Here is a 25,950-nt window from a genome sequence, read left to right on the forward strand (position 1 = left end):
ACGCGACTTGGCGACAAAAATACGCGTCCGAAGAGCCGACCTTCACCGCGGAGGCCGAAATCACCCGCTGGGTGTCGACAAATCAACAGACCTGCCCTCACCAGGGGCGGCCCGAGGCCCTACTGCCCGGAAGAACCGCCGCCCAGGTCACCGATCCACCCGGACACCGTCCCGATCCAGTCCCCGATCTGCTGCCAGTAGCTCTTGCCGGTGCCGATCCAGTCCTGGAGCGGGCTCAGTTCCCAGATCAGCCAGCCCGCGACGAACAGGATGACGATCGTGAACAGGCAGCCCTTGAGGCAGCCAAGGCCGGGGATCTTCATCGGGTTGGCGCTGCGCTGGCGCGGCTGCCGGGGCTCGCGCTGAGGCTGCTGCGGCTGCTGGGGCGGCGGCGGCGCGTACCGCTGCGGAGGCTGCTGGGGCTGCGGCTGCGGGGCGTACCGCTGCGGCTGCTGTTGCTGCTGGGGCTGCGGATAGCCGCCGTAGCCCTGCTGGGGCTGCGGGCGCTGCTGGGGGCGCGGCTGCTGCTGCGGGCGGGCGACCTGCCGCTGGGGGCGGCGGCGCAGCGGGTCCTGGTTGGGGTCGAGGTACTGGACCTGCGTCTGCTCGTTGCGGTCCCGGGCGGCGCGCAGCTGGTTCTGCCAGGGGTGCGGGTCCTCGGGGCCGGGTCCGCTGGGCTGGCCCTGCGGCACCGGCGGCATGACGGCCGTCGGGTCGGCCGCGCCCCGGTTGGGGAGCACGGCGGTGGGGTCGGCGGCGCCCACGTGCGGCAGCACGTTGGTCGCGGCGTTCGGGTCGTACGCCCCCGCGCCGTGCGGCAGCACCTGGGTGGGGTCGGCGGAGCCCGGTACGGCGGCCGGGGCGGGGTCGGGCGCGAGGAGCGCGGCGACGTTCTCGGCGGCGGCGATCTGCGCGGAGTTCGCGTGCACCCCGATGCCCTCGGCGACGACACGCAGGCCGCGCGCGAGGTTCTCGGCGCTGGGCCGGTCGTCGGGGTTCTTGCGCAGGCAGCGCTCGATGACCGTCCAGAGGGGGTCGGGGACCGTGGACGGGCGGCGCGGCTCCGAGCTGAGGTGCTGGTGAAGGACTTCCAGGGCCGAGCCGCCGGAGAACGGCGGGCGGCCGGTGACCAGCTCGTACAGCAGGATGCCGGCGCCGTAGATGTCGACGGCGGAGGTCTGCGGGCGGCCCTCGGCGGACTCGGGGGCGACGTACGCGGGCGTGCCGACGAACTCGTGGGTGCGCGTCAGACCGGGTGAATCGGCCAGCCGGGCGATGCCGAAGTCGGTCAGCATCGGGTGCATCTGGCCGCCGTTCTGCTTCAGCAGGACGTTGGCGGGCTTCAGGTCGCGGTGGACGACGCCGTCGGCATGGCTGGCGGCGAGCGCGTCGGCGATCTGCGCGGTGAGCAGGGCGGCGCCCACGGGGCTGAAGGGGCCGCTCTCGCGGAGGTAGCGGTGCAGGTCGGGACCGTCGACCAGGTCCATGACCAGGGCCAGCAGATCGCCCTCGACGACCAGGTCGCGGACCCGGACGATGTTGGGGTGGGTGAGCCGGAGCAGGACGGAGCGCTCCCGCAGGAACCGCATCACGATGTCCGGGTCGCTCGCGAGCTCCTCCTTGAGGACCTTGATCGCGACGGTCTCACCGGGCTGCCCCTGGACGGCCGCCTCGGCGCCCGCGGCCTCGCGCTGCCGGGCGCGCCACACGGTGCCCGTGGCGCCGCGTCCGAGCGGCTCCTCGAGGAGGTACTTGCTGCCTACCGGCCGCACGTCATGCGCTCCCTGCTTGCTTGCGTATGTTCCGAGCTTGCTTGCGTATGTTCCGACCCACTGTAGTGCCGCCTCCCGTAGGAGCAGCCTGTCGTCTTTCTGTGCGTCTTACCTACCGGTTCCCGTGGTTGTTCGAAGGAAAGACGCTCGACCCGGTCGACCGGTTGCCACAGTCGTACGTGACCGATCTCAAGTGATCACCGGCGCGGCCTTGGTCAGGCACTTTTGGGGGCAGAGCTGACCAATCAAGATCACTTGCCGCCGGGGGGCGGGCAGACTGTCAGTGGCAGGTGCGAGGATGCCTTCAGTACTGGCCGATGTGCTCGTGTGGGGTGGGGGACTATCCGCGCCCGGGCAGAAGGGACCGCTGACGGCGATGCAGATCCGGCTGACCGTCGTAGACCCGCTGGCCCCGCCCGCCGAGGCGGCCCGGGGCCGCACCCCGAGCCGCGACGTGCTGGTCACGGCCCCTGCGGGGACGGCCCTGGCGGCGATAACCTCCGCGCTCGCCTCCGCGGTCTCCGGCGACGGCGCCCCCGGCTCCGGCCAGCCCGTGCTCTACGCGGGTGCCGAGCGGCTCGACGCCCAGCGCTGCACCCTCGGCGAGCCCCCGCTGACCGACGGCGCGGTGCTGTCCCTCGGCGCCCCCAGCGACCCCGAGCCGCACCCCGAGGTCGACGACGCCCCGGCCCGCCTCGACGTGGTCGCCGGGCCCGACGCGGGCGGCGTCCATCTCCTGCACGGCGGCCGGGTCGAGATCGGCCGCTCCGCCGACGCCGACGTCCCGCTCGACGACCCGGACGTCTCCCGGCTGCACTGCGCGGTCACGGTCGCCGGCGACGGCCGCGTCTCGGTCGCCGACCTCGACTCCACGAACGGCACGGTCCTGGACGGCACCCGCGTGGGCACCCGTCCGGTCCGCTTCCCACCGGGCGCCCTCCTGCGCATCGGCGAGTCGGCGCTCCGCCTCGCGCCCCCCGGCGGCCCCGGCTCCCGGCTGCGCACGGCCCCGGACGGCGAAGGGCACGTACGCGTACCGGCGCCGACGGACGACGAGGTCGCGACCGGTGGCCCGACGGCCCCCACCGGCCCGACCCGGCGTACCACCGGCACGACCGGGTGGGCCACCCAGGGCCAGGGCCGCACCGGCGCCGAGGAGGCCGTCGTACCGGGCCAGGGCGGCGCGCCCCGGATCGAGAGCGAGGGGGCGCTGCCGTACGAGACGCGCGGCAAGGGCTCCCGACGCCGCGTGTCCGGCGTGGCGGACGCGGCACGCGGCGGCGCGGGCACCGGAGCCTCGGGCTCGGCGCCGGCGGCTGCCCGGCCGGACACGGGGGACAGCGGGGGGACGCACGGGGGCCGGCTGGGCGCGGGCGACACCCGCGGCGGCGCCCTGGAGGACCCGACAGCCTTCGGCGACCCTTCCGGCACCGGCACCCCGCGGGGCGGGGAGTTCGGCGGCGCGAGAGGGAACCACTCCCCCTCCGACCCCGCCCAGGCCCGCGGCGGGACGTCGGCCGACCCGGCGCGGGGCGGCCGTACCGCCGCCTCCCGGGCCCAGGGCAGCCCCGCGCAGCACGGCCCGTCCGGCGCCCCCGCGCCCCACGGCAGCCCGTCACAGCACCGCCCGTCCGGCGACGACCCGTCCCCCGGCGGCGTTTCCCGCCGGGGCGCCGACTCCGCCGAGCACGCCCGGATCGATGACGCCGCGGACCTTCCCGACGGCGGCCGCCGCAAGGGCACCCCCCTGCGCGGCACCGACGTACCGCAGGGCCTGCGCAAGCGCGGCGGGCTCGGCGCGTGGGCACGGCGGCTGGCCGGCGGGCGCGGCGAGCAGAGCGTGGCGACGGACCGGAGCGAGGCGTACGACGAGGAGAGGGCCGACCCGGTGACGGAGGCCGTGGCCGGTGCGTCCCAGCTGCCGGAGACCTGGCCGGACCCGGCGGCGCTGCTGCTGACGGCCCTGGGCCCCGGGCCCCGGCTGTGGGAGCGCGGCCCGGGGCATCCGGAGGCGCTGACGGCGCGGCTGGGCACGGCCGACCGGGCGGCGCCCGACGGCTCGGGGCTGCTGCCCGCGGTCCCGGTGACCGCCGATCTGCGCGAGGTCGGCTCGCTGGGGCTGGCCGGCCCCCGCGCGCGGCTCGCCGGACTGGCCCGCGCGGTGCTGGCCCAGCTCGCCGCGCTGCACTCCCCCGACACCCTGGAGATGGTCCTGCTCAGTGCGGACCGCTCCCGCCCGGCCGCGGAGCGCGCCGCCGAGTGGTCCTGGCTCGGCTGGCTCCCGCATCTGCGCCCGGGCCACGGCCAGGACTGCCGTCTCCTCCTCGCCTACGACCGCGAACAGGCGACGGCGCGCACGGAGGAGCTGCTCAGACGCCTGGAGGACGCGCCCGCACCGCCCCCGGCGGTGGCGCCCCGGCGCCCCTCCTGGGCGCAGGACGACGACACCGCCGACGCGAGCGGCTTCGCGGGGCCGTACACCGTCCTCGTCGTGGACGGCGACCCCGGCGGCGCCGATGTGCGCGAGGCCGTGGCGCGGCTGGCGCTGGAGGGGCCGCGGGCCGGGATCCATGTGCTGTGCCTCGCCGAGACGTCACCCGCCTCGCCCGCGTCGCCGGTGACGGAGACGTACGAGGCGGCGTGCACGGCGGCGCCGACGTTCCGCGCGTGCGGGGCGGTCGCGCTGCTCAGCGGCGATGTCGCGACGGCCCTGCGGCTGCTGCGGGTCGCGCGGGTCACCGGCGACCACGCCTCCGCCGGCGAGCCCCCGGCCGGCCCCGTGGGCCATGGCACCGTCGCCGCCGTCGACGCCGTCTCCCCCGCCTGGGCGGAGCGGTTCGCGCGGGCGCTCGCCCCGCTGCGCACGGACGGGGTCGGAGCGGAGCGGCACGCGCGCGTGTCCGCGCCGCTGCCCCAGATGGCCCGACTGCTGGACGAGTTGGGGCTGGCCAGGGCCACCCCGGCGTCGCTGATGGCCCGCTGGGCGGCCGCGGCGGACGACCCCGAGGCGCTCGGCGGACGGGCCTGGGCCGTGCTCGGCGCCGGACCGCGCGGGCCGGTCGGCGCGGACCTCGTGGCGGACGGCCCGCATCTGCTGATCGAGGGACCGGCGGGCAGCGGCCGTACGGAACTGCTGCGGGCGGTCGTCGCCTCGCTGGCGGCGGCCGAGCGTCCCGACCGGCTGAGCATCGTCCTGATGGACGGCCGGGACGGCGTCAGCGCGGGCGCGGGGCACGGGGAAGGGCTGCGGGTCTGTACCGACGTACCGCATGTGACCACCCACCTCGCCGCCAACGACCCCGTCCGGATGCGGGAGTTCGCGCAGTCGCTGAGCGCCGAGCTGAAGCGGCGGGCGGAGCTGCTGGGCCGGTCCGACTTCGCCGAGTGGCACACCGGCCGTGAGCTGTCGGGCCGTATGGTCGCCCAGCGCGGCGCCGCCGGCACCGGCGACCTGGACAGCCCGCCCAGCTCCACGATGCGCCTGCGCCCGGGCGCGGCCCGTCAACGCACCGAGCCGGCGCCCCCGTTGCCCCGCCTCGTGGTCGTCGTCGACGACCTCGACGCGCTGGTCTCGCCCCCGCTGGGCTCCCCCGGCAGACCGTCGGCGGGCTCGGTGATGCGGGCCCTGGAAGCCGTCGCGCGGGAGGGCGAGCGGCTCGGCGTCCATCTGGTCGCGGCGGCGGCCTCCGGCGGCCGTACGGCGGAGTCGGAACCGGCGCGGCGGGCGCCGCTGCGGATCGTGCTGGACGCGGTGACGGCGGGGCCGGACGAACCGGCGCCGGGGCGTGGCCGGTTGACCTGGGCGGACGGTCGTACGACCGCGTTCCAGGGCGGGCGGGTCACCGGCCGCATCCCGCGCACGGCGACGCTGCGGCCGACCGTGGTCCCCCTGGACTGGCAGCGGATGGGCGACCCACCGACCCGGCGCCCGGTACGCGAGTTGGGGAACGGCCCGACGGACCTGGCCCTGCTGGCCAGCGCGTTGGAGCGGGCGGCCCGGGAGGTCGCGGCCACGGAGGTGCCGTCCCTCCTCTAGCGCCTTTGCCGGAACGCAGCGTTACGACGGCGCAACGATCTCCCACTTGACACCGCACGCGGTCTTGCCGACCCCATGCCCCCGGCGTAGACCAGAGCCCACGGGACAGCGCTCGACGTTCGACGAGGACGAAGAACGGGGCAGTGATGCGCAGCACGAGCACATACCGGACACGTAGGGCCGCGGCGACGGCAGCCGCCCTCCTCGCGGGAGCCCTCGTGCTCACCGCGTGCGGCGGAGACGACGACAAGGCAAGCGACGACGAAAGCAAGGGCACGGGGACCGACACCTCCGTCACCCTCCCCAAGCTCGACGGCCAGACCCTGGAGGTCGCCGCCGTCTGGACCGGAGCCGAACAGGAGAACTTCACCCAGGTCCTGAAGGAGTTCACCAAGCGCACCGGCGCGAAGGTGAAGTTCGTACCGACCGGCAACAACACCTCCACCTTCCTCGGCGCCAAGATCGAGGGCGGTCAGCCGCCGGACGTGGCGTTCCTGCCGCAGGTCGGCGTGTTGAAGCAGTTCGCGCAGAAGAACTGGCTCAAGCCCCTCGGGGCGGAGGCCAAGGCCCAGTTGGACAAGAACTTCTCGCAGGGGTGGCGGGATCTCGGGGCGGTCGACGGCCGGCAGTACGGCGTGTACGCGAAGGCCGCCAACAAGTCCCTGATCTGGTACAACACCGCGGCCTTCGAGGCGGCCGGGATCACGGAGACGCCGAAGACGTGGAAGGAGTTCATCTCCACCGCGCAGACGCTCTCCGACGCCGGTTCGCCCGCCGTGTCGGTCGGCGGCGCCGACGGCTGGACGCTCACGGACTGGTTCGAGAACGTCTATCTGTCCCAGGCGGGGCCGGAGAAGTACGACCAGCTCGCCCAGCACAAGATCAAGTGGACGGACCCGTCCGTCAAGCAGGCCCTCACCACGCTCGCCGAGCTGTGGGGCAAGGACGAGCTGCTCGCGGGCGGCCGCAAGGGCGCGCTGGACACGGAGTTCCCGAAGTCGGTCACCCAGGCCTTCACCGGTGACACCCCGGCCGCGATGGTCTTCGAGGGCGACTTCGTGACCGCGAACATCAACGCCGACACCAAGGCGAAGGTGGGCACGGACGCCAAGGTCTTCCCGTTCCCGGCGGTGGGCGCCGACTCCCCCGTGGTCAGCGGCGGTGACGTGGCCGTGGCGCTGAAGGACGGCAAGGGCGCGCAGGCGCTGCTGACGTTCCTCGCCTCGACGGACGCGGCCGAGATCTGGGCGGCGCAGGGCGGCATCCTCTCCCCCAACAAGGAGATGGACCAGAGCAAGTACAAGGACGACGTGACCCGGCAGATCGCCAAGGCGCTGATCGACGCCGGTGACGACTTCCGGTTCGACATGTCCGACCAGGCCCCGGCGGCCTTCGGCGGCACCCAGGGCACCGGCGAGTGGAAGGACCTCCAGGACTTCCTGAGCAACCCGGGCGATGTCGCGGGCGCCCAGCAAAAGCTGGAGGCCGACGCGGCCAAGGCCTACGGGTCGAGCTGACGCCGATGGCCTCGGTGGCGAACTCGGCAGAGGGCGCCGGCGCACTGCCGACGCCCTCCGCGTCTCCGCGCAAGAGCGTGACGCGGACCAGACTGTGGGTGGCGGTGCTGTTCCTGCTGCCCGCGCTGGTCCTGCTCGGCGCGCTCGTGGTCTACCCGATCGGGTACTCGATCTGGCGCAGTCTCTACGACGCCGACGGCTCGAAGTTCGTGGGTCTGGGCAACTACGGCGACATCTTCAGCAATGACGCGACCCTGACGGCCGTACGCAACACGGCGATCTGGGTCGCGGTCGCCCCGGCCGTGGTCACCGCGCTCGGCCTGATCTTCGCGGTGCTCACCGAACGGGTGCGCTGGGGCACGGCGTTCAAGCTGATCGTCTTCATGCCGATGGCGATCTCGATGCTGGCGGCGGGCATCATCTTCCGGCTGGTGTACGCGGCGGACCCGGACCAGGGCGTCGCGAACGCGGTGGTGACGAGCGTGCACGACGCGTTCGTGGACTCGTCCGTCTATCCGAAGGCCCGGCCGAACGCGGCGGTGAGCGACCTGAAGGCCTCGGGCGGGGGTTCGTTCACGTCGACCGGCACCGTGCACGCGGGCACCCCGGCTCTGCTGCCGCTGGTCGGCATCGCCCCGAACCGGCTCCCCGGCAGCCCCGAGGACGCCAAGGCGGCCACCGGCGAGGGCATCGACGGCACGGTGTGGCTGGACTTCAAGCTGGGCGGCGGTGGCACGAAGGGCCGGATCGATCCCGGTGAGAAGGCGTTGAAGGGCGTGAAGATCGAGGCCGTGAAGGACGGCGAGGTCGTCGCCTCGACGACGAGCGGCGCCGACGGCACCTTCCATCTGCCCGGCGAGGCGGACGGCGCCCAACTGCGGCTGCCCGGCTCGAACTTCGCGGCCCCCTACAACGGCATCGACTGGCTCGGCCCGACCCTGGTCACCCCGGCGATCATCGGGGCGTACGTGTGGATGTGGGCGGGCTTCGCGATGATCCTGATCGCGGCCGGCCTCGCGGGCGTGGACCGCAATCTGCTGGAGGCGGCCCGGGTGGACGGTGCCAACGAGTGGCAGGTGTTCAGAAAGGTCACGGTGCCGATGCTGGCGCCGGTCCTGGTCGTCGTCCTCGTCACCCTGATGATCAACGTGATGAAGATCTTCGACCTGGTCTACATCATCGCCCCGCAGCCCACCATGGACGACGCCAACGTGCTGGCGCTCCAGCTGTTCCAGTCGTCCTTCGGCGGCGGCGCGAGCTACGGCATCGGCAGCGCGATCGGCGTCATCCTGCTGCTGCTCGTCCTGCCGGTGATGTGGGTCAATCTGCGCCGGCTGCGGAAGGAGCGTGAGCGGTGACCACTCTCGACACGACCGTGCGCGCCAAGCGTTCCCTCGCCTCCCGGGTGGCGAGTTCGGCGGCCGGCGGCGCTCTGCGGATCTTCCTGATCTGTATCGCGCTGGTCTGGCTGGTGCCGACCTTCGGGCTGCTGGTCTCGTCGTTCCGCGACCCGACCGACATCGCCGCCTCCGGCTGGTGGAAGGTGTTCAGCGCACCGGGCCAGCTGACCGCGCACAGCTACGAGACCCTCCTGAAGAACGAGACGATCACCGACTCCCTGTTCAACACCGTGTGGATCACGGTCCCGGCGACCCTGCTGGTGGTGCTCATCGGCGCGATGGCGGGCTACGCCTTCGCGTGGATGGACTTCAAGGGCCGCGACACCTGGTTCATGGTCGTGGTGGGGCTGCTGGTGGTGCCGGTGCAGGTGGCGCTGATCCCGCTGACGGTGCTGTTCCGGGAGCTCGGGATCTTCGGCGACATCATCGCCGCGGTCCTCTTCCACGTCGGCTTCGGACTGCCGTTCGCGATCTTCCTGTTGCGCAACTTCTTCGCGGAGATCCCGAGGGAGCTCCTGGAGGCGGCGCGCCTGGACGGGGCGGGCGAGGCGCGGCTGTTCGCCACCGTCGTCCTGCCCCTCGCCGCACCCGCGCTCGCCTCGCTGGGCATCTTCCAGTTCCTGTGGGTGTGGAACGACATGCTGGTGGCGCTGGTGTTCACCAACGCCGACTCGCAGCCGCTGACGGTCGCCCTCCAGCAGCAGGTACGGCAGTTCGGCAGCAACATCGAGATCCTGGCGACCGGCGCCTTCATCTCGATGGTCATCCCGCTGATCGTGTTCTTCGCGTTCCAGCGGCAGTTCGTGTCCGGCGTCATGGCGGGCGCGGTCAAGTAGCGCGTACGGCACACGCGTTGACGCCTTCGAGGGGCGGGCCGGCAGCGGTCCGCCCCTTCGCGTTCCCCCGGAATCCCCCGTATGCCGCAAGGGACGTAACCAAGTCACCGCACCGGCCGTTCCCGGGGCCGTACGCCCGCGCCGACCCCTCCCCCATGGATGTGCCTTGCCCAGGTTCAGTGTCATCGTCCCCGCGTACCAGGTTCAGGCGTATCTGCACGAGTGTCTGGAGTCGGTGCTCTCCCAGTCGTACCCCGATCTGGAGCTGATCGCCGTCGACGACCGCTCGCCGGACGCCTGCGGGGAGATCGTCGACGAGTTCGCCGCCCGCGACCCCCGGGTGCGGCCGGTCCACCTCGCCGAGAACCGGGGGCCCGGCCCGGCGCGCAACGCCGGTCTCGCGGTGGCGACGGGTGACTACGTGGTGTTCCTCGACGGCGACGACACCCTCACCCCGGACGCGCTGCGGGCGATCTCCGACCGGCTGAAGGAGACGGGCGAGCCGGACGTGCTGGTCCACGACCACGCGATCGTCGACTGGCGAGGCGCAACCGCCCGGACGGCGCCGGCGCTCCTGCTCACCGAGCAGGGTCCGGCGCCGTTCCGCCTGGAGGACCGTCCCGGGCTGCTGCGGGCGACCACGGTGGTGTGGGACAAGGTGTACCGCCGGGAGTTCGTGGAGCGCGAGGGCTTCCGCTTCCCGCCGGGCCGCTACGAGGACACGCCCTGGACGTGTCCGGTCCTGATGACGGCGGAGACGATCGCGACGCTGGACCGGGTGTGTGTGCACCACCGGCAGCGGCGCGTCACCGACACCCGCGATCATTTCGAACTCTTCGACCAGTACGACCGGCTCTTCGCGTTCCTCGACCAGCACCCCGAACTCGGCCGGTGGCGGCCCGTGTTGTTCCGCCGCATGGTCGACCGGCTGACGGCGGTGTTCACCGACCGGCACCGGCTGCCGCGGGCCGCTCGCGCCGAGTTCCTGGGCCGGGCCCGCGACCACTACCGCCGCTACCGCGCCCCGGGCCACCGGGTGCCGTTGCGCGCACGCCTGCGCCACACCCTGGTCCGACTGAACCTGCACCGCGTCTACCGCGCGCTGGAGTTGGCCAAGAGGCTCAGCCACCGGACCACGGCCCGCACCGCCCGCCTGGCCGGCGCCCTGCGCACCGCGTCCCTCCGGCTCCACTATCGCGTCCAGCTTCGCCTCCCGCTGCACGAGGACCGCGCGGTCTTCTCGGCGTACGGGGACCGCGGCCACGGCGGCGACCCGGGCGCCCTGGAGTCGGCGTTCCGCGAGCTCGCCCCGCACATCCGCACCGCGTGGATCGCCGCCCCCGAGCACCATCACACGATCCCGACCGCCACCCGCCGGCTGCGCCCCGGCACCGCCGCCTACTGGACGGCGCTGGCCCGCTCCAAGTACCTCGTCGGCAACGCCGAGTTCGACCCCCGCCTGGTCAAGCGCCCCGGCCAGACCGTCGTCCAGACCCGACACGGCACGCCCCTCAAGCACATGGGCCTGGACCTCCTCGAACACCCCGCCGCCGCACAGGACATGGACGTCACGGCCCTCCTCGACGACGTCGACAAGTGGGACTACGTCCTGTCCGCCAACCGGCACTCCACCCTGACCTGGGAGCGCGTCTTCCCCGGCGGCTACACCACCCTTCCGTACGGCAGCCCCCGCAACGACGTGTTCCAGCGGGCCACTTCGCAGGACGTGCGACGGCTGCGCGAGCGGCTCGGCATCCCGGAGGGGACGGTCGCGATCCTGTACGCGCCGACCCACCGCGACTACCGCCGCACCCAGCGCGCCACTCTCGATCTCGACCGCGTCCTGCGCCGACTGGGCCCCCGCTTCGTCGTGCTGGCCCGCGCCCACCACCGTTACGAGGGTCCGCTCGCCGCCGACTCGGCCCGGGTCCTCGATGTCACCGGTCATCCGAGCGTGGAGTCCCTCTGCCTGGCCTCGGACGCCCTGGTCACCGACTACTCGTCCCTGATGTTCGACTACGCGGGCCTCGACCGGCCGATCGTGATCCACGCCACCGACGACGACTACGCGGCGTACGAGGCGGCCCGCGGCACCTACTTCGACCTGCGCTCCTTCCCGCCGGGCGCGGTCGCGCGCAGCGAGGACGAGCTGATCGACATCTTCGCCACCGGGCACTGGCGCGGTTCCCGCTCCGCCCAGCTGCGCTCGGCGTTCCGCGAGCGCTTCTGCCCGTACGACGACGGGCGCGCCGCCGAGCGGGTCGTACGCCGTGTCGTGCTGGGCGAGACGGAGCTGCCGCCGGTGGTGCCGCTCGCCGAGCGGTACCCGGTGCCGTCCGCGGCGGCGGAACTGGGGCACTCCCCGCTGACGACGGTGCCGCGGCCGGCGTCGCCCGCCGCCGCGCTCACCGAGAACATCTGACCGACCCCTCGCCACCGGAGTCCGTATGCCGTCCAGCCCGTCCCGGCCCACCCCGACCCGGCCGTCCACCTGGCGTCCGGCCGGGCGGCCCGGCCGCTGAGAAAACGCGAAGGGCCGGTGCGGTCAGCACCGGCCCTTCGCGCATGCCCGACGACTACTCGATGACGAGCTCGACCTCGACGTTGCCGCGGGTGGCGTTGGAGTACGGGCAGACCTGGTGGGCGGTCTCGACGAGCTTGCGGCCGGTGGCCTCGTCGACGCTGTCGGGCAGCTCGACGCGGAGCGTCACCTGGAGGGCGAAGCCCTCGCCCTGCTTGCCTATGCCGACCTCGGCGGTCACCGCGGCGTCGCTGACGTCGACCTTGGCCTGACGGCCGACGAGACCGAGGGCGCTGCCGAAGCAGGCGGCGTAACCGGCGGCGAAGAGCTGCTCGGGGTTGGTGCCCTGACCGTTGCCGCCCATCTCCACCGGGATGCTCAGCGGGAGGTCGATCTTGCCGTCGTTGGAGACGGCGCGACCCTCGCGGCCGTGGGTGGCGGTGGCGACAGCGGTGTAGAGCGCGTCCATGGAAAACCAGTCCTCTCGGAGGTCGTGACTCGGTGTTCGCGACCCGGGGGCCTCGAACCGACGACCACAAGTAGAGCACACAATTCAATTGCACACAACTAAATTGAGTCCACGAGCTATTCTGGAGACATGACCACGCCCACGAGCGACTGGCTCCGCCTCGACCAGCAGATCTGCTTCTCCCTGCACGCCGCGTCCCGCGCCTTCAACGGCGTCTACCGCGTGATCCTCAAGGACCTGGGGCTCACGTATCCCCAGTACCTGGTGATGCTGGTCCTGTGGGAGCGGGGCGACCTGCCGGTCAAGAAGCTGGGCGAGCACCTGCGCCTCGACTCCGGCACCCTCTCGCCGCTGCTCAAGCGGCTGGAGGCGGCCGGCCTGGTCCGCCGGGAGCGCAGCGCGCGCGACGAGCGGTCGGTGGAGGTACGGCTCACCGACGAGGGCACGGCCCTGCGTGAGTCCGCCCTCCAGGTGCCCCGCCGCATCGCCGCCGCGACCGGCTTCGACGTCGACGAGATCCGGGCCCTGCGGTCCCGGCTGGACGAGCTGACGACGGCACTGGACGCGGCGGCGCTGGAAGAGAAGGCCTGAGCGAATCGCACCCCGTACGCGCACGTATGGGCGTGAATGAGGCATTCGTACGGCTTACGATCCGCCGTGATGAACCGCCCCCTGCTCCGGCTCGGCGCCGCCTGGCTCGCCACCCGCGCCCTGATGCTGTGGCTGCTCGCCCACGACACGCTGCCGCTGCTGGGCGGCGGTGGCGTCGCCCGTGAGGTGTGGCGGCTGTACGGCCACTGGTACGGCGTCCTGTCCGCCGGCGCCTTCCCCGCGCACGACCCGCTGTGGCAGTACCCGCCGGGCGCGGCCCCGGTCCTGCTGTCCCCGGCCCTCCTGCCCGGCCTGACGTACTTCCGGGCGTTCGTGGCCCTGACGCTCCTCTCCGACGCGGCGATCACGTACGCGCTGTCCCGCGCGGGCACGCGTCCGGGGCGCAGCCTGCGCGGCGCGGCCCTGTGGACCGGCGGCCTCCCGCTCCTCCTCCACGTCCCGCTCGCCCGCTACGACGTGCAGGTCACCGCCCTTGCCGTCATCGCGCTGTTGACGTTGCCGCGCTCCACGCGTGCGTGCGGCGCGTTCGCGGCGCTGGGCGCGCTGGTGAAGGTGTGGCCGGTGCTGGTGCTGCTGGGCGTGGAGCCGGGCCGTGCGACGCGGTCGGTGGGGCGGTGGGCGGCGCTGACGGGAGCGGCTGCCCTGGCCGTCCTGCTGGCCCGCTTCGACAACAGCTTCGCGTTCCTGCGCCAACAGGGCGGGCGGGGCATACAGATCGAGTCGCTGGGCGGCACGGCCCTCGGCCTCGCGACCCACGCCGACTGGCCGGGCACGGTCCGCTACCAGTACGGGGCGCTGGAGTACACGGGCCCGTACGTGCCCCTCGTCGCGCACGCCTCGCTGGCCGCCACGGCGGTCGCCTTCGCACTCCTGCTGTGGTGGCGGGTGCGGGCACGGCACCGGACCCCGACGACCCCCTGCGACGCGGCGCTCACGGCCGTACTCCTGTTCACGGTCACCAGCCGGGTGATCAGCCCGCAGTACATGATCTGGCTGCTGGGCCTGGCGGCCGTGTGCCTGACCTCGCGGCACACCGCTCAGCGGCCGGTCGCCGCGCTGATCGTGGCGGCGACGGCGGTCAGTGCGGTGGTGTACCCGGTGCTGTACGCCGAGGTGGCGGCGGCGACCTGGACGGGCTGCGCGCTGATGGTCGTCCGCAACGGCCTGCTGGTGTGGGCGGCGGCACTGTCGTACACCCGGCTGTGGCGCACCACGGCCGCCGGACGGGCACCGCTGCCCGCTCACACGCGTTCACAGGACAGATCCACAGGCGTCCCCGGCGGGGTGCCGCGCCTGGTTGACTGACAGCAGCTCCACCATGCTCCACCTGACGAGGGGACGGCCGTACATGACCTGGCTGATCACCGGCGGCGCCGGATACATCGGGGCACACGTCGTGCGCGCGATGACCGAGGCGGGCGAGCGCACGGTGGTGTACGACGACCTGTCGACGGGGATCGCCGAGCGGGTGCCGGACGGGGTGCCGCTGGTGGTCGGCTCCACGCTGGACGCGGAGCGGGTGGCGCGCGCGCTGACCGACCACGCGGTCACCGGGGTCGTGCATCTGGCGGCGAAGAAGCAGGTCGGCGAGTCGGTCGACCTGCCGCTGCACTACTACCGGGAGAACGTGGAAGGCCTGCGCGTCCTGCTGGAGCAGGTCACCGCGGCCGGGGTGCCGTCCTTCGTGTTCTCCTCCTCGGCGGCGGTGTACGGCATGCCGGACGTGGAGCTGGTGACCGAGGAGACGCCGTGCGTGCCGCTGTCGCCGTACGGCGAGACGAAACTGGCGGGCGAATGGCTGGTCCGCGCGACGGGCCGGGCGACAGGCCTCGCCACCGCCTCCCTGCGCTACTTCAACGTGGCGGGCGCGGCCACCCCCGCCCTCGCCGACACGGGCGTCTTCAACCTCGTCCCGATGGTCTTCGAGAAGCTCACGGAGAACGCGGCCCCCCGCATCTTCGGCGACGACTACCCGACGCCGGACGGCACCTGTGTCCGCGACTACATCCACGTGGTCGACCTGGCCGAGGCCCACGTGACGACGGCCCGCGCGCTGCGCTCCGCCCCCGGCCGCGACCTCACCCTCAACATCGGCCGCGGCGAGGGCGTCTCCGTCCGCGAGATGATCGACCACATCAACGCCGTGACGGGCCATCACCGCCCCCCGACCGTTCACCCCCGCCGCCCCGGCGACCCGGCCCGCGTGGTCGCCTCCGCCGACCGCATCACGACGGAACTCGGCTGGAAGGCCAGACACGACGTCCAGGACATGATCACGTCGGCCTGGGAGGGCTGGGTACGACTGCACCCGGAGGCGGCCCGCGACTGAGCGCGGCGGCCGGCCTCCCAGCCCCGGACGGCCGGCCTCCCGGCCCCGGACGACCGGCCTCCCGGCCCCGGACGACCGGCCGCCCGGGCCCGGCGGCCCGCCGCCCGACCCCGGCTTCCAGCTCCCAGCCCCCAGCCCCCAGCCCCAACGGCCCGCCGCCCGGCTAGCCTGCCCGGATGACCGACCTCGGCGAGACCGCCCCCGACCGCACTCCCGATCCCGCCCTCGACCGCGCCCTTGGCTGTGTCATCGGTTCGGCCGTCGGGGACGCGCTGGGCGCGCCCTTCGAGTTCGGCCCCGAGGGCGCCTTCTCGGCGCGTTTCCCGCGGCCGGGGCACGGGGGCGAGATGTGCGGGGGCGGCGGCTGGGACCCCGGCGAGGCCACGGACGACACGCAGCTGGCCGTCCTGACGGCGGAGTCGCTGCTGGAGTGCGGCGGCCTCGAACCGCCGGACGTGTTCGACCGGTTCCGGCGCTGGGCGGCGGCGGAGCCGAAGGACATCGGCTTGCAGACAGAAGCCGTGCTGACCAGCGGCGATCCCTGGGACCTGGCCGCCGCCCTGCACTTCCAGACGAACCAACGGGCGGCGGGGAACGGTGCGTTGATGCGGGCGGCCCCCTCCGCCGTCTACTTCGCGCGCCAGGGGCGGGAGGCCACCATGGCCGCCGCCCGCCGGCTCTCCGCCCTCACCCACGGCGACCGCGCCGCCTGGGAAGGCACCGCCGTCCTGCACGAGTCGATCCGCGTCGCCCTCTCCGGCGCCGACCCGCTGGCCGCGCTCCCGGCCACCCTCGCCGCCGTCCACCCCGACCACCGCGCCCGCTACGCCACCGTCCTCGCCCCCGACTGGCACCCCGACCACGCGACCGAGTTCAACGGCGCCGTCTGGCCCTGCCTCGGCTCGGCCGTGTGGGCCCTGCGCACCACCTCCTCCTACGAGGACGCCGTACGCGCCGCGATCGACCTCGGCGGCGACACGGACACCGTCGCCGCGGTGACCGGGGCCCTGGCGGGAGCCGTGCACGGGCTGGGCGCCGTCCCCGAACGCTGGACCGAGGCGCTCCACGTCCCGCTGCCCGGCTTCGCCGGGCGGACCCTGCGCACACCGGACCTGGCGGACCTCACACGGCGGCTCTGGGCGGCCGGACACCCCCGGCGCCGAGACCTACAGCGCCTGTAGCACCTACCGCACCTACTGCACCCACCGCACCCACCGCACCTACAGCGCCTTGATCGCCGCCGCGGTGGAGCGCGCCAGCGCGTCCAGGTAGCCCTTCGGGAGCTTCGGGCTGCGGATCACGACCGAGCGCCAGTACAGCGGCCCGGAGATCAGGTCGAGGGCCAGTTCGTCGTCGGGGCCCACCCGGACCTCACCGCGCTGCTCCGCCGCCACGATGATCTTGCTGGCGACGCCCTCCTGCCCGTCCCGCAGCGCCTTCTGCACGGCTTCCGCGATCTCGGGATTGCGCGCCGCCTCCGCCTGGAGGTCCGGCAGGATCTGCGAGGCCACGGGATGCCGCAGCGCCCGGGACGTCAGCTCGTACAGCAGCCGCAGGTCGCTCTCCAGCGCGCCCGTGTCCGGAGCCGGCAGCCCCTGCACGGCGAGCGCCGACACCACGTCCAGCACCAGATGCAGCTTGGAACGCCAGCGGCGGTACACCGCCGTCTTGCCCACGCCCGCCCGCCGCGCGATCCCCTCGATGGACATCCGCGCGTAGCCGACCGCCGCGAGCTCCTCGAAGACGGCCGCCCGGATGGCTTCCGTCACATCCTCCCGCAGGACGGCCGCTCCGGCGGGCGCCCGGCGGCGCGGACGCGTCTGAGGCTCGTCGGCGTTCGTCGTCATGCCGTCCAGCATAGGGCGTTACGACGAAACGGTTGCGTTCCGACGTCGAATCGGCCTACGCTCACGTTGCGACGATACGGTCCCGTCCCGACGTAAGAGAACGCAAAGAGAAGCGTAAGGAAACGCCGGGCGCCGACCCCTTCCGTACCCCCCAAGTGAAAGCAGCGGATGTGAGCCAGGTCCTCCACACACCGCCCTCGGCACCGGCACCCCCGGTCGAGGCCGACCTCGCGGCCCTCGCCGCCCGCCACGGTCTCTCGGTCAGCGGTGCCCGCCCGACCCTGCCCGAGTACATCCGGCAGCTGTGGGCCAGGCGCCACTTCATCACCGCGTTCTCGACCGCCAAGCTCACCGCCCAGTACAGCCAGGCGAAGCTCGGCCAGATCTGGCAGGTGATGAACCCGCTGCTCAACGCGGCGGTCTACTTCCTCATCTTCGGTGTGCTCCTCGGCACCAAGAAGGGCGTGCCGGACTACGTCCCGTTCCTGGTGACGGGCGTGTTCATCTGGACGTTCACGCAGAGCTCGATCCTGGCGGGCACCCGCGCGATCTCCGGCAACCTCGGCCTGGTGCGCGCCCTGCACTTCCCGCGGGCCGCGCTGCCGATCTCGTTCTGCCTCCAGCAGCTCCAGCAGTTGCTGTTCTCCATGTGCGCCCTGGCCGTGATCCTGCTCTGCTTCGGGGTGCCGGTGGCGGTGTCCTGGGTGCTGGCGGTCCCGGCGCTGGTCCTGCAGTTCGTGTTCAACGCCGGCGTCTCGATGGTCATGGCCCGGCTCGGCGCCAAGACCCCGGACATCGCGCAGCTGATGCCGTTCGTCCTGCGCACCTGGATGTACGTCTCGGGCGTCATGTGGAGCATCGAGCACCTGGCCAGCAAGCACAGCGACTGGCCGTCGTGGGTGGTCCCCGTCCTCCAGGCCAACCCGGCCGCGGTCTACATCGACCTGATGCGCTTCGCGCTGATCGACAGCTTCCACTCCAGCCAACTGCCCGCCCACGTGTGGCTGATCGCGACGGGCTGGGCCCTGCTCGCCGGAGTCGGCGGCTTCATCTACTTCTGGAAGGCTGAGGAGACGTACGGCCGTGGCTGAGAACATCGACGAGAACTTCCCCACCGTCATCGACGCGAACGCTCCCACCGTCATCGACACGAACGCCCCCACCGTCATCGCCGACAACGTCGACATCGTCTACCGCGTCAACGGCACCGGCGCCGGCAAGGGCTCCGCGACCGCCGCCCTCAACCGGATCATGCGCCGCAAGCAGACCGAGAAGGCGTCCGGCGTCCGCAAGGTGCACGCGGTCAAGAAGGTGTCGTTCGTCGCCTACAAGGGCGAGGCCATCGGGCTCATCGGCACCAACGGCTCCGGCAAGTCGACCCTGCTGAAGGCGGTCGCGGGCCTGCTCCCCGTGGAGAGCGGCGCCATCTACACCGACGGCCAGCCCTCCCTCCTCGGCGTGAACGCGGCCCTGATGGGCGACCTCACCGGCGAGCGCAACGTCTACCTCGGCGGCCTCGCGATGGGCATGTCCCGCGAGCAGATCAAGGAGCGCTACCAGGAGATCGTCGACTTCTCCGGCATCAACGAGAAGGGCGACTTCATCACCCTGCCCATGCGCACGTACTCCTCCGGCATGGGCGCCCGGCTCCGCTTCTCCATCGCCGCCGCCAAGGACCACGACGTCCTCCTGATCGACGAGGCCCTCGCCACCGGCGACCGCTCCTTCCAGAAGCGTTCCGAGCAGCGCATCCGCGAGCTGCGCAAGCATGCCGGCACGGTGTTCCTGGTCAGCCACAACAACAAGTCGATCCGCGACACCTGCGACCGGGTGCTGTGGCTGGAGCGCGGCGAGCTGCGCATGGACGGCCCCACCGAGGACGTCCTGAAGGAGTACGAGGCCTTCACCGGCGACAAGACACCCACCAAGCCCAAGGCCAAGCCGAAGCCGAAGGTCACCGTCTAGGAGCGGCTGAGCGCTTCGTGCGGCACCGCCCACGTGCGGCGGACCAGGAACCGGAAAGCCGACGCCAGCACCAGGGACACGGCCTTCACGGCGTTCGACCCGAGCGGTCCGTGAAGGCCGAGGCCGTGATAGCCGACGTAGAACAGGCCGCTCTCCATCACCACTCCGATCCCGCGGAAGGCGAAGAACAGGGTGGGCCCCTCGCCGATGCCCGCCACGTGGTCGCGGTGGGCGAGGAGCCGCAGGCCCAGGTAGTTCGTGAACACGGCGATGACGCTCGCGAGCACCGTCGCCACCAGGGCTTGCCCGTCGAGACCGTGCAGCAGCACATTGAAGACGGCGAAATTCACCACGGCACCGCTGCCGCCGACCACCCACGCATTCACGTCACAACTCTTAGCGGGAAACGGTAATTCGTGGCCCTTCCCTTTGCCTAAAGCAAGCCAAGAAAAGGGCGCCCCGAGCCGATTCCCGGCCCGGGGCGCCCAGTTGCTCGTACCGCACTACGAGCTCGTACGGCCTACGAATGCGTTCGCAGCAGCGTGCGCATGGTCCGCATGGCCACCGACAGGTTGGCGAGGTCGAACGTCTCCGAGCTCTGGATCTCGTCCAGGGTGGTGCGCGCCCGGCCGAGGATCGCCGCGTTCTTCTCCTCCCAGGCCTTGAAGCGCTGCTCAGGAGTGGAGGTGCCGTTGCCCACCGCCAGGATGTCCGCGGTCACGGCCGCGTGGGCCGCGTAGAGGTCCTCGCGGATGGAGGCGCGAGCCATGGACTGCCAGCGGTCCGCGCGGGGCAGCTCGATGATGCGGTCCATGAGCTGCGTGATGTGCAGCCGGTCGGCGAGGTCGTAGTAGACCTCGGCGACGTCCAGCGGCTCCTTGCCGTTGCGGTCCGCCACGGAGACGATGTCGAGCGTGGGGAAGGCGGAGGAGAACCCGGCCACGCGCGTGGCGAGTTCGTCCGGGACGCCGGCGCCCGACAGCTCGTCGTAGATCCGCTGGTACCACTCCAGGTCCGCGCCCCGCAGCAGCTTCGGCAGCTGCGACCACACCTGCTCGACCCGCTCGCCGAAGAACTCGACGGTCTCGGCGAGCTGGAGCGGCTGCGGCCGGTTGTTGAGCAGCCAGCGCGTGCCGCGCTCGACGAGACGCCGCGAGTGCAGCCGGATACGGGTCTGCACGGCGGCCTCGACCCGGTTGTCGAGGGCCTCCACCGCGTCCCACACGGCGGCCGAGCGGAAGATCGCGCGGGCCGCGGTCTGCGCCCGGACGATCTCCTCCAGGGAGGCCCCGGTCTCCTCGCGCAGGCGGTGCAGGTACGTCGTACCGCCCGTGTTGACCGTGTCGTTGACGAGGACGGTCGTGATGATCTCGCGGGCCAGCGGGTGGCTGTGCATCTGCTCGGCGAACTTCTCGCGCAGCGCGGTCGGGAAGTACGCGTCGAGCAGGGTGCGCAGATACGGGTCGTCGGGCAGCGAGGTGTGCAGCAGCTCGTCGGAGACCGTGATCTTCGTGTACGCCAGCAGTACGGCCGTCTCCGGGCCGGTCAGGCCCTGGCCGTTGGTCAGGCGCTCGCGGATCTGGCGGTCGGTGGGCAGGAACTCCAGGGCCCGGTCGAGATGGCCCTCCCTGACCAGGTGGCGCATGAAGCGCTGCTGGGCGTGGAGCATGTCCTTGGACTGGGCGAGCGCGTTGGCGATCGCGGTGTTCTGCGCGTAGTTGTTGCGCAGCACCAGGTGGCCGACCTCGTCGGTCATCTCGGCGAGCAGCTTGTTGCGCTGCTTGACCGTCATGTCGCCCTCGGTGACCAGGCCGTTGAGCAGGATCTTGATGTTCACCTCGTGGTCGGAGGTGTCCACGCCCGCGCTGTTGTCGATGGCATCGGTGTTGATCTTGCCGCCGTGCAGGGCGAACTCGATCCGGCCGAGCTGGGTCAGGCCCAGGTTGCCGCCCTCGCCGACGACCTTGACGCGCAGGTCGGCGCCGTCGACGCGGATCGGGTCGTTGGCCTTGTCGCCGACGTCCGCGTGCGACTCGGCGCTCGACTTCACGTACGTGCCGATGCCGCCGTTCCACAGCAGGTCGACCGGCGCCTTGAGGATCGCCTTCATCAGGTCGGCCGGCGTCATCTTGGAGACCTTGCCCTCGATGCCGAGGGCCTCGCGGATGTGCGCGTTGAGCGGGATGGCCTTGGCGGTCCGCGGGAACACGCCGCCACCGGCCGAGATGAGCTCGGCGTTGTAGTCGGCCCAGCTGGAGCGCGGCAGCTCGAAGACGCGGCGCCGCTCGGCGTAGGAGGTCGCCGAGTCCGGGTTCGGGTCGATGAAGATGTGCCGGTGGTCGAAGGCGGCGACCAGGCGGATGTGCTCGCTGAGCAGCATGCCGTTGCCGAACACGTCACCGGACATGTCACCGATGCCGACGACCGTGAAGTCCTCGGTCTGGGTGTCGACGCCCAGCTCCCGGAAGTGCCGCTTGACGGACTCCCAGGCGCCGCGCGCGGTGATGCCCATGCCCTTGTGGTCGTAACCGGCCGAGCCGCCGGAGGCGAAGGCGTCGCCGAGCCAGAAGTTGTACGACTCCGCGACCCCGTTGGCGATGTCGGAGAAGGTGGCGGTGCCCTTGTCGGCGGCGACGACCAGGTAGGTGTCGTCCTCGTCGTGCCGTACGACGTCGGCGGGCGGGACGACCTCACCGGCGACCATGTTGTCGGTGATGTCGAGCAGCGCCGAGATGAACACCTTGTAGCTGGCGATGCCCTCGGCCAGCCACGCCTCCCGGTCCACGCTCGGGTCGGGCAGCTGCTTGGCGACGAAGCCGCCCTTGGCACCGACCGGCACGATGACGGTGTTCTTCACCATCTGCGCCTTGACCAGGCCGAGGATCTCGGTCCGGAAGTCCTCACGCCGGTCGGACCAGCGCAGACCGCCGCGCGCGACCTTGCCGAAGCGCAGGTGCACGCCCTCGACGCGCGGGGAGTAGACCCAGATCTCGAACGCCGGGCGCGGCGCGGGCAGGTCGGGGATGGCCTGCGGGTCGAACTTCATGGACACGTACTCGTGCGGCTTGCCGCCCGCCGCCTCCTGGAAGAAGTTCGTGCGCAGGGTCGCCTTGATGACGGTGAGGAAGGAGCGCAGGATGCGGTCCTCGTCGAGGCTGGCGACCTGGTCGAGCGCCGCGTCGACCTCCTCCAGCAGCGCGTCCACGATCTCGTGCCCGGCGCGCTGCCGGTCCGGCGACATCCGCGCCTCGAACAGGGAGACGAGCAGCCGGGTGGTGTGGACGTTGTTGCGGAGGGTGTCCTCCATGTAGTCCTGCGAGAACGTCGAGCCCGCCTGGCGCAGGTACTTGGCGTACGCCCGCAGCACCATCGCCTGCCGCCAGCCGAGGCCCGCGCTCAGCACGAGGGCGTTGAAGCCGTCGTTCTCCGCCTTGCCCGTCCAGGTCGCGGCGAAGGCCTCCTGGAAGCGCTCACGGCCGTCGTCGCCGAGGTAGTCCCCGGCGCCGTTCTGCGACTTGGGCATGCGCAGACCGAAGTCGTAGATCCAGGCCGTCGTACGGTCCGAGCAGCGCAGTTCGTACGGCCGCTCGTCGGTGACCTCGACGCCGAGGCGGCTGAGCACCGGCAGGACGGCGGACAGCGAGACCGCCTCGCCCTTGCGGTAGATCTTGAAGCGGCGCTCCTCGGGCGCCGAGCCGACCGGCTCGTACAGGCTCAGGGCGAAGTTGTTCTCCTCGCTGAGCTGCTCCAGGTGGCACAGGTCGGCGACGGCCGCGCGCGGGGTGTGGTCGGCCTTGTAGCCCTCGGGGAAGGCGCTGCCGTAGCGGCGCAGCAGTTCGGCGGCGCGCTCCTCGCCCAGCTCGCCGGTGAGCGCCTCGGCGAACCCGTCGGCCCAGGAGCGGGCGGCCTCGACGAGGCGGGCCTCGATGCGCTCCTTGTCGCTGTCGCTGAGCTCGGGCAGCACGGTGCCCTGCGGGACGCGGACCACGAAGTGCAGCCGGGACAGGATCGACTCGGTGTTCCAGGCGGTGAAGTCGACGCTGGTGCCGCCGAGCTCCTCCTTCAGGATGTCGATGATCCGCAGCCGGACACCGGTGGTGTACCGGTCGCGGGGCAGGTAGACGAGGGCGGAGTAGTAGCGCCCGTACTCGTCCTGGCGCAGGTACAGCCGCAGCCGGCGCCGCTCCTGGAGGTAGAGGACGCTGGTGACGATGGACTGGAGCTCGTCGGCCGGGGTCTGGAAGAGCTCGTCGCGCGGGTAGGTCTCCAGGATCTGGAGCAGGTCGCGCCCGTCGTGGCTGTTGGGCGAGAACCCGGCACGCCGGAGCACCTCGTCCACCTTGCGGCGGATGACGGGAACCCGGCGCACGGACTCGGTGTAGGCGGCGGACGAGAACAGCCCGAGGAAGCGCCGCTCCCCGACGACGTTGCCCTCGGCGTCGAACTTCTTCACGCCGATGTAGTCGAGGTACGACGGCCGGTGCACGGTCGCGCGGCTGTTGGCCTTGGTCAGCACCAGCAGCTTGTGCTCGCGCGCCTTGGCCCGGGCGTCGGCGGGCAGCCGCTCGAAGGAGGGGCTGACGGGGTGGCTCTCGTCCTCGGCGTGATGCGGGTCGGAGCGCAGGATGCCGAGGCCGGTGCCCGGCACGGCGGCGAGGGAGTCGTCCGCACGGAGCTGGTACTCGCGGTACCCGAGGAAGGTGAAGTGGTCCGCGGCCAGCCAGCGCAGCAGCTCACGGGCCTCCTCGATCTCCTGCTCGCGCAGATCGGAGGCGACGGGCTCGGCGGGCAGCTCCTCGGCCATCCGCAGCGCCGCGTCCCGCATCTTCTCCCAGTCCTCGACCGTCTCGCGGACGTCCGACAGCACCCGCAGCAGATCGGCGGTGATCTGCTTGAGGTCCGCGCGGTCGGTCTCGCGGTCGATCTCCACATGGATCCACGACTCGGTGTGCGCGTCGTGCGGAAGCTCGCTGCGGTCGTCGGCGGGGCGCTGCGGGAGCACCTCGATGAGCTGTCCGGTCAGATCACGCCGGACGACGACCTGCGGATGGATGACGACATGGATGCCGCGTCCCTGCCGGGTCAGCTCGTTGGTGACCGAGTCGACGAGGAAGGGCATGTCGTCGGTGACGACCTCGACGATCGAATGGCTGCACGCCCAGCCGTTCTCCTCCACCGTGGGCGTGAGGACCCGCACATTGGCCGTGCCCTGTGGCCGGTTCTCGGCCAGCCGGTAATGCGAAAGGGCGGCTCCGAAGACGTCGACCGGGTCGCGGTCGGTGAGGTCCTCCGGGGCGGTGTGCAGGTAGTAGCGCTGGAGGAACGCGAGCACGGATTCCCGGTCGGGGGTGCCCTTGTCCGTCGTCCCGGTCGGTAGGCGCCCCCCGACCGGGCTGTTCTCAGCTACCCGGGCAGCCCTCTCGAGCAGCTCGGCCTTGGCTTCGTCCAGCTTGGTCTGCATTGTCCTCTGGCTCCTGTCGCGCGCCGTTGCGTGACGTAGAAGGAAGTACGGTCTCTTCCCTCTGCGGCTCTACGCCACGGCCCGGGGTGTCCGGTCCGCTCCGACGCTATGCCGCGAGGTGAGATGGGCGGGGTGATATCAGCCAATGTCGACGCCTTCGAAAGGTGTGACGCTGATCTCTGGGAGGCCCTGTCATGAGGTGTGCGCGGCGCCCTGGAGGGTTCCGCACCTCCGTCCCGCCCGCGCGGACCAGCGACTGACGCCCGGACACGGATGTCGTCCGTGCTCACCGGGCGCAGGGCAGGGGCGACAGTGCCCCCGCGAACTATCGCGCTGATCACGCCACCAAGGCTATCGCTCCTTACAGGGGCCCCGTCATGAGCCGTATGTGTACAAAACCAGGGTCCGAACTTTGACGTTCTGCACAGTCCCGGTACTGTCCCCCACCCTCTTGCCAAGTGCTGGTTTCGCATGCACGTTGCCGACATGACAGCCAAAATCCTGATCGTCACCGGTGACGCGGCGGAGTCGCTCGAGGTCCTGTACCCCTACCAGCGCCTTCGCGAGGAGGGCTACGACGTCCACATCGCGGCCCCGACCCGCAAGAAGCTTCAGTTCGTCGTCCATGACTTCGAACCCGGCTTCGACACCTACACCGAGAAGCCCGGCTACACCTGGCCGGCCGACCTCGCCTTCGCCGACGTCGACCCCGGCGAGTACGCCGCGGTCGTCATCCCCGGCGGCCGGGCCCCGGAGTACCTCCGCAACGACCCGGAACTCCGCAAGATCCTGAAGTCCTTCTTCGACGCCGACAAGCCGGTCGCCCAGATCTGCCACGGCCCCCTGCTCACGGCCGCGATCGACGGCCTCCGCGGCCGCCGCGTCACGGCCTACCCGGCCCTGGAACCCGACATGCAGTCGGCGGGCGCCACCTTCCAGGACACGGAGGCGGTCGTCGACGGCACCCTGGTGTCTTCAAGGGCATGGCCGGACCACTCGGCGTGGATGCGGGAGTTCTTGACGGTACTGCGGGCCAAGGCGCCGGTTACGTAGGCGGGGAGGGCGGGCGCTCTTTGTGCTGCCCTCGCTGCGGGCAGTCGTGCCGCTGGGGCGGCACGGGTGGGCGCAGCGGCACCCCGCCAGCGCGGGGCGAGCGACACCCCGCGACAGCACCCCCATGCCGGG

Annotated in this window: 17 protein-coding genes; 12 read left to right on the forward strand and 5 right to left on the reverse strand. The window is 72.1% G+C overall.

What is annotated here, in order from left to right; translation table 11 throughout:
* Positions 1–119: 119 nt before the first annotated feature.
* Positions 120–1,772 (reverse strand): serine/threonine-protein kinase, encoded by a 1,653-nt coding sequence (locus EJC51_RS20365; RefSeq protein WP_126272400.1) that lies wholly within the window; start codon positions 1,770–1,772, stop codon positions 120–122.
* 376 nt (positions 1,773–2,148) lie between these two features.
* On the opposite strand from EJC51_RS20365, the gene EJC51_RS20370 reads away from it, so the two are divergent.
* The 5 genes from EJC51_RS20370 (at position 2,149) to EJC51_RS20390 (ending at position 11,983) form a co-directional block, all read left to right on the forward strand.
* Positions 2,149–5,808, forward strand: coding sequence for an FHA domain-containing protein (locus EJC51_RS20370; protein ID WP_126277055.1), 3,660 nt, complete (start codon positions 2,149–2,151; stop codon positions 5,806–5,808).
* Positions 5,809–5,954: 146 nt separating this feature from the next.
* Positions 5,955–7,325: an ABC transporter substrate-binding protein gene (locus EJC51_RS20375; RefSeq protein WP_126272401.1), complete on the forward strand. Its 1,371-nt coding sequence runs from the start codon at positions 5,955–5,957 to the stop codon at positions 7,323–7,325.
* 5 nt (positions 7,326–7,330) lie between these two features.
* Positions 7,331–8,683: a carbohydrate ABC transporter permease gene (locus tag EJC51_RS20380; RefSeq protein WP_208870728.1), complete on the forward strand. Its 1,353-nt coding sequence runs from the start codon at positions 7,331–7,333 to the stop codon at positions 8,681–8,683.
* Positions 8,680–9,561, forward strand: a complete 882-nt coding sequence (locus EJC51_RS20385) for a carbohydrate ABC transporter permease (RefSeq protein WP_126272403.1) — start codon at positions 8,680–8,682, stop codon at positions 9,559–9,561. Before EJC51_RS20380 ends, EJC51_RS20385 begins: the two co-directional genes overlap by 4 nt.
* Positions 9,562–9,727: 166 nt before the next feature.
* Positions 9,728–11,983, forward strand: a complete 2,256-nt coding sequence (locus tag EJC51_RS20390; protein WP_126272404.1) for a bifunctional glycosyltransferase/CDP-glycerol:glycerophosphate glycerophosphotransferase — start codon at positions 9,728–9,730, stop codon at positions 11,981–11,983.
* Positions 11,984–12,137: 154 nt separating this feature from the next.
* On the opposite strand, the gene EJC51_RS20395 is transcribed toward EJC51_RS20390, so the two are convergent.
* Positions 12,138–12,551 carry an organic hydroperoxide resistance protein gene (locus tag EJC51_RS20395; RefSeq protein WP_126272405.1) on the reverse strand — a complete coding sequence of 138 codons (414 nt, stop codon included), beginning with the start codon at positions 12,549–12,551 and terminating at the stop codon, positions 12,138–12,140.
* Positions 12,552–12,680: 129 nt separating this feature from the next.
* Here EJC51_RS20395 and EJC51_RS20400 point away from each other — a divergent pair, with 129 nt between their 5' ends.
* The 4 genes from EJC51_RS20400 to EJC51_RS20415 all read left to right on the forward strand — a co-directional run bounded on the left by EJC51_RS20400 (position 12,681) and on the right by EJC51_RS20415 (position 16,673).
* The gene (locus EJC51_RS20400) at positions 12,681–13,142 is read left to right on the forward strand and encodes a MarR family winged helix-turn-helix transcriptional regulator (protein ID WP_126272406.1); all 462 of its coding nucleotides are present in this window, start codon (positions 12,681–12,683) and stop codon (positions 13,140–13,142) included.
* Positions 13,143–13,211: 69 nt separating this feature from the next.
* Complete coding sequence (locus EJC51_RS20405) at positions 13,212–14,468, forward strand: glycosyltransferase family 87 protein (protein ID WP_126272407.1); 1,257 nt, start codon at positions 13,212–13,214, stop codon at positions 14,466–14,468.
* A 43-nt stretch (positions 14,469–14,511) separates the two neighbouring features.
* The gene (gene galE, locus EJC51_RS20410) at positions 14,512–15,492 is read left to right on the forward strand and encodes a UDP-glucose 4-epimerase GalE (protein ID WP_126277056.1); all 981 of its coding nucleotides are present in this window, start codon (positions 14,512–14,514) and stop codon (positions 15,490–15,492) included.
* A gap of 176 nt (positions 15,493–15,668) precedes the next feature.
* A complete protein-coding gene (locus tag EJC51_RS20415) occupies positions 15,669–16,673 on the forward strand; it encodes an ADP-ribosylglycohydrolase family protein (protein WP_126272408.1) in 1,005 nt (334 codons plus the stop codon).
* A gap of 39 nt (positions 16,674–16,712) precedes the next feature.
* On the opposite strand, the gene EJC51_RS20420 is transcribed toward EJC51_RS20415, so the two are convergent.
* Positions 16,713–17,339: a TetR/AcrR family transcriptional regulator gene (locus tag EJC51_RS20420; RefSeq protein ID WP_097274134.1), complete on the reverse strand. Its 627-nt coding sequence runs from the start codon at positions 17,337–17,339 to the stop codon at positions 16,713–16,715.
* 170 nt (positions 17,340–17,509) lie between these two features.
* Between EJC51_RS20420 and EJC51_RS20425 the strand changes: the two genes are divergently transcribed.
* Both EJC51_RS20425 and EJC51_RS20430 read left to right on the forward strand, forming a co-directional pair.
* Complete coding sequence (locus EJC51_RS20425) at positions 17,510–18,430, forward strand: ABC transporter permease (RefSeq protein WP_126272409.1); 921 nt, start codon at positions 17,510–17,512, stop codon at positions 18,428–18,430.
* A gap of 28 nt (positions 18,431–18,458) precedes the next feature.
* Positions 18,459–19,304, forward strand: coding sequence for an ABC transporter ATP-binding protein (locus EJC51_RS20430; protein ID WP_126277057.1), 846 nt, complete (start codon positions 18,459–18,461; stop codon positions 19,302–19,304).
* Here EJC51_RS20430 and EJC51_RS20435 read toward each other — a convergent pair.
* Together EJC51_RS20435 and EJC51_RS20440 are read right to left on the reverse strand one after the other, a co-directional pair.
* Entirely contained in the window at positions 19,301–19,690 is a 390-nt protein-coding gene (locus tag EJC51_RS20435) for a GtrA family protein (RefSeq protein WP_126272410.1), read from the reverse strand. The two genes, EJC51_RS20430 and EJC51_RS20435, sit on opposite strands and share 4 nt — an antisense overlap.
* A 134-nt stretch (positions 19,691–19,824) precedes the next feature.
* Positions 19,825–24,765, reverse strand: a complete 4,941-nt coding sequence (locus EJC51_RS20440) for an NAD-glutamate dehydrogenase (RefSeq protein WP_126272411.1) — start codon at positions 24,763–24,765, stop codon at positions 19,825–19,827.
* A gap of 486 nt (positions 24,766–25,251) precedes the next feature.
* On the opposite strand from EJC51_RS20440, the gene EJC51_RS20445 reads away from it, so the two are divergent.
* Complete coding sequence (locus EJC51_RS20445; protein ID WP_126272412.1) at positions 25,252–25,818, forward strand: DJ-1/PfpI family protein; 567 nt, start codon at positions 25,252–25,254, stop codon at positions 25,816–25,818.
* Positions 25,819–25,950 lie beyond the last annotated feature (132 nt).

Source organism: Streptomyces aquilus (genome assembly GCF_003955715.1).
Classification (GTDB): Bacteria; Actinomycetota; Actinomycetes; order Streptomycetales; family Streptomycetaceae; genus Streptomyces; species Streptomyces aquilus.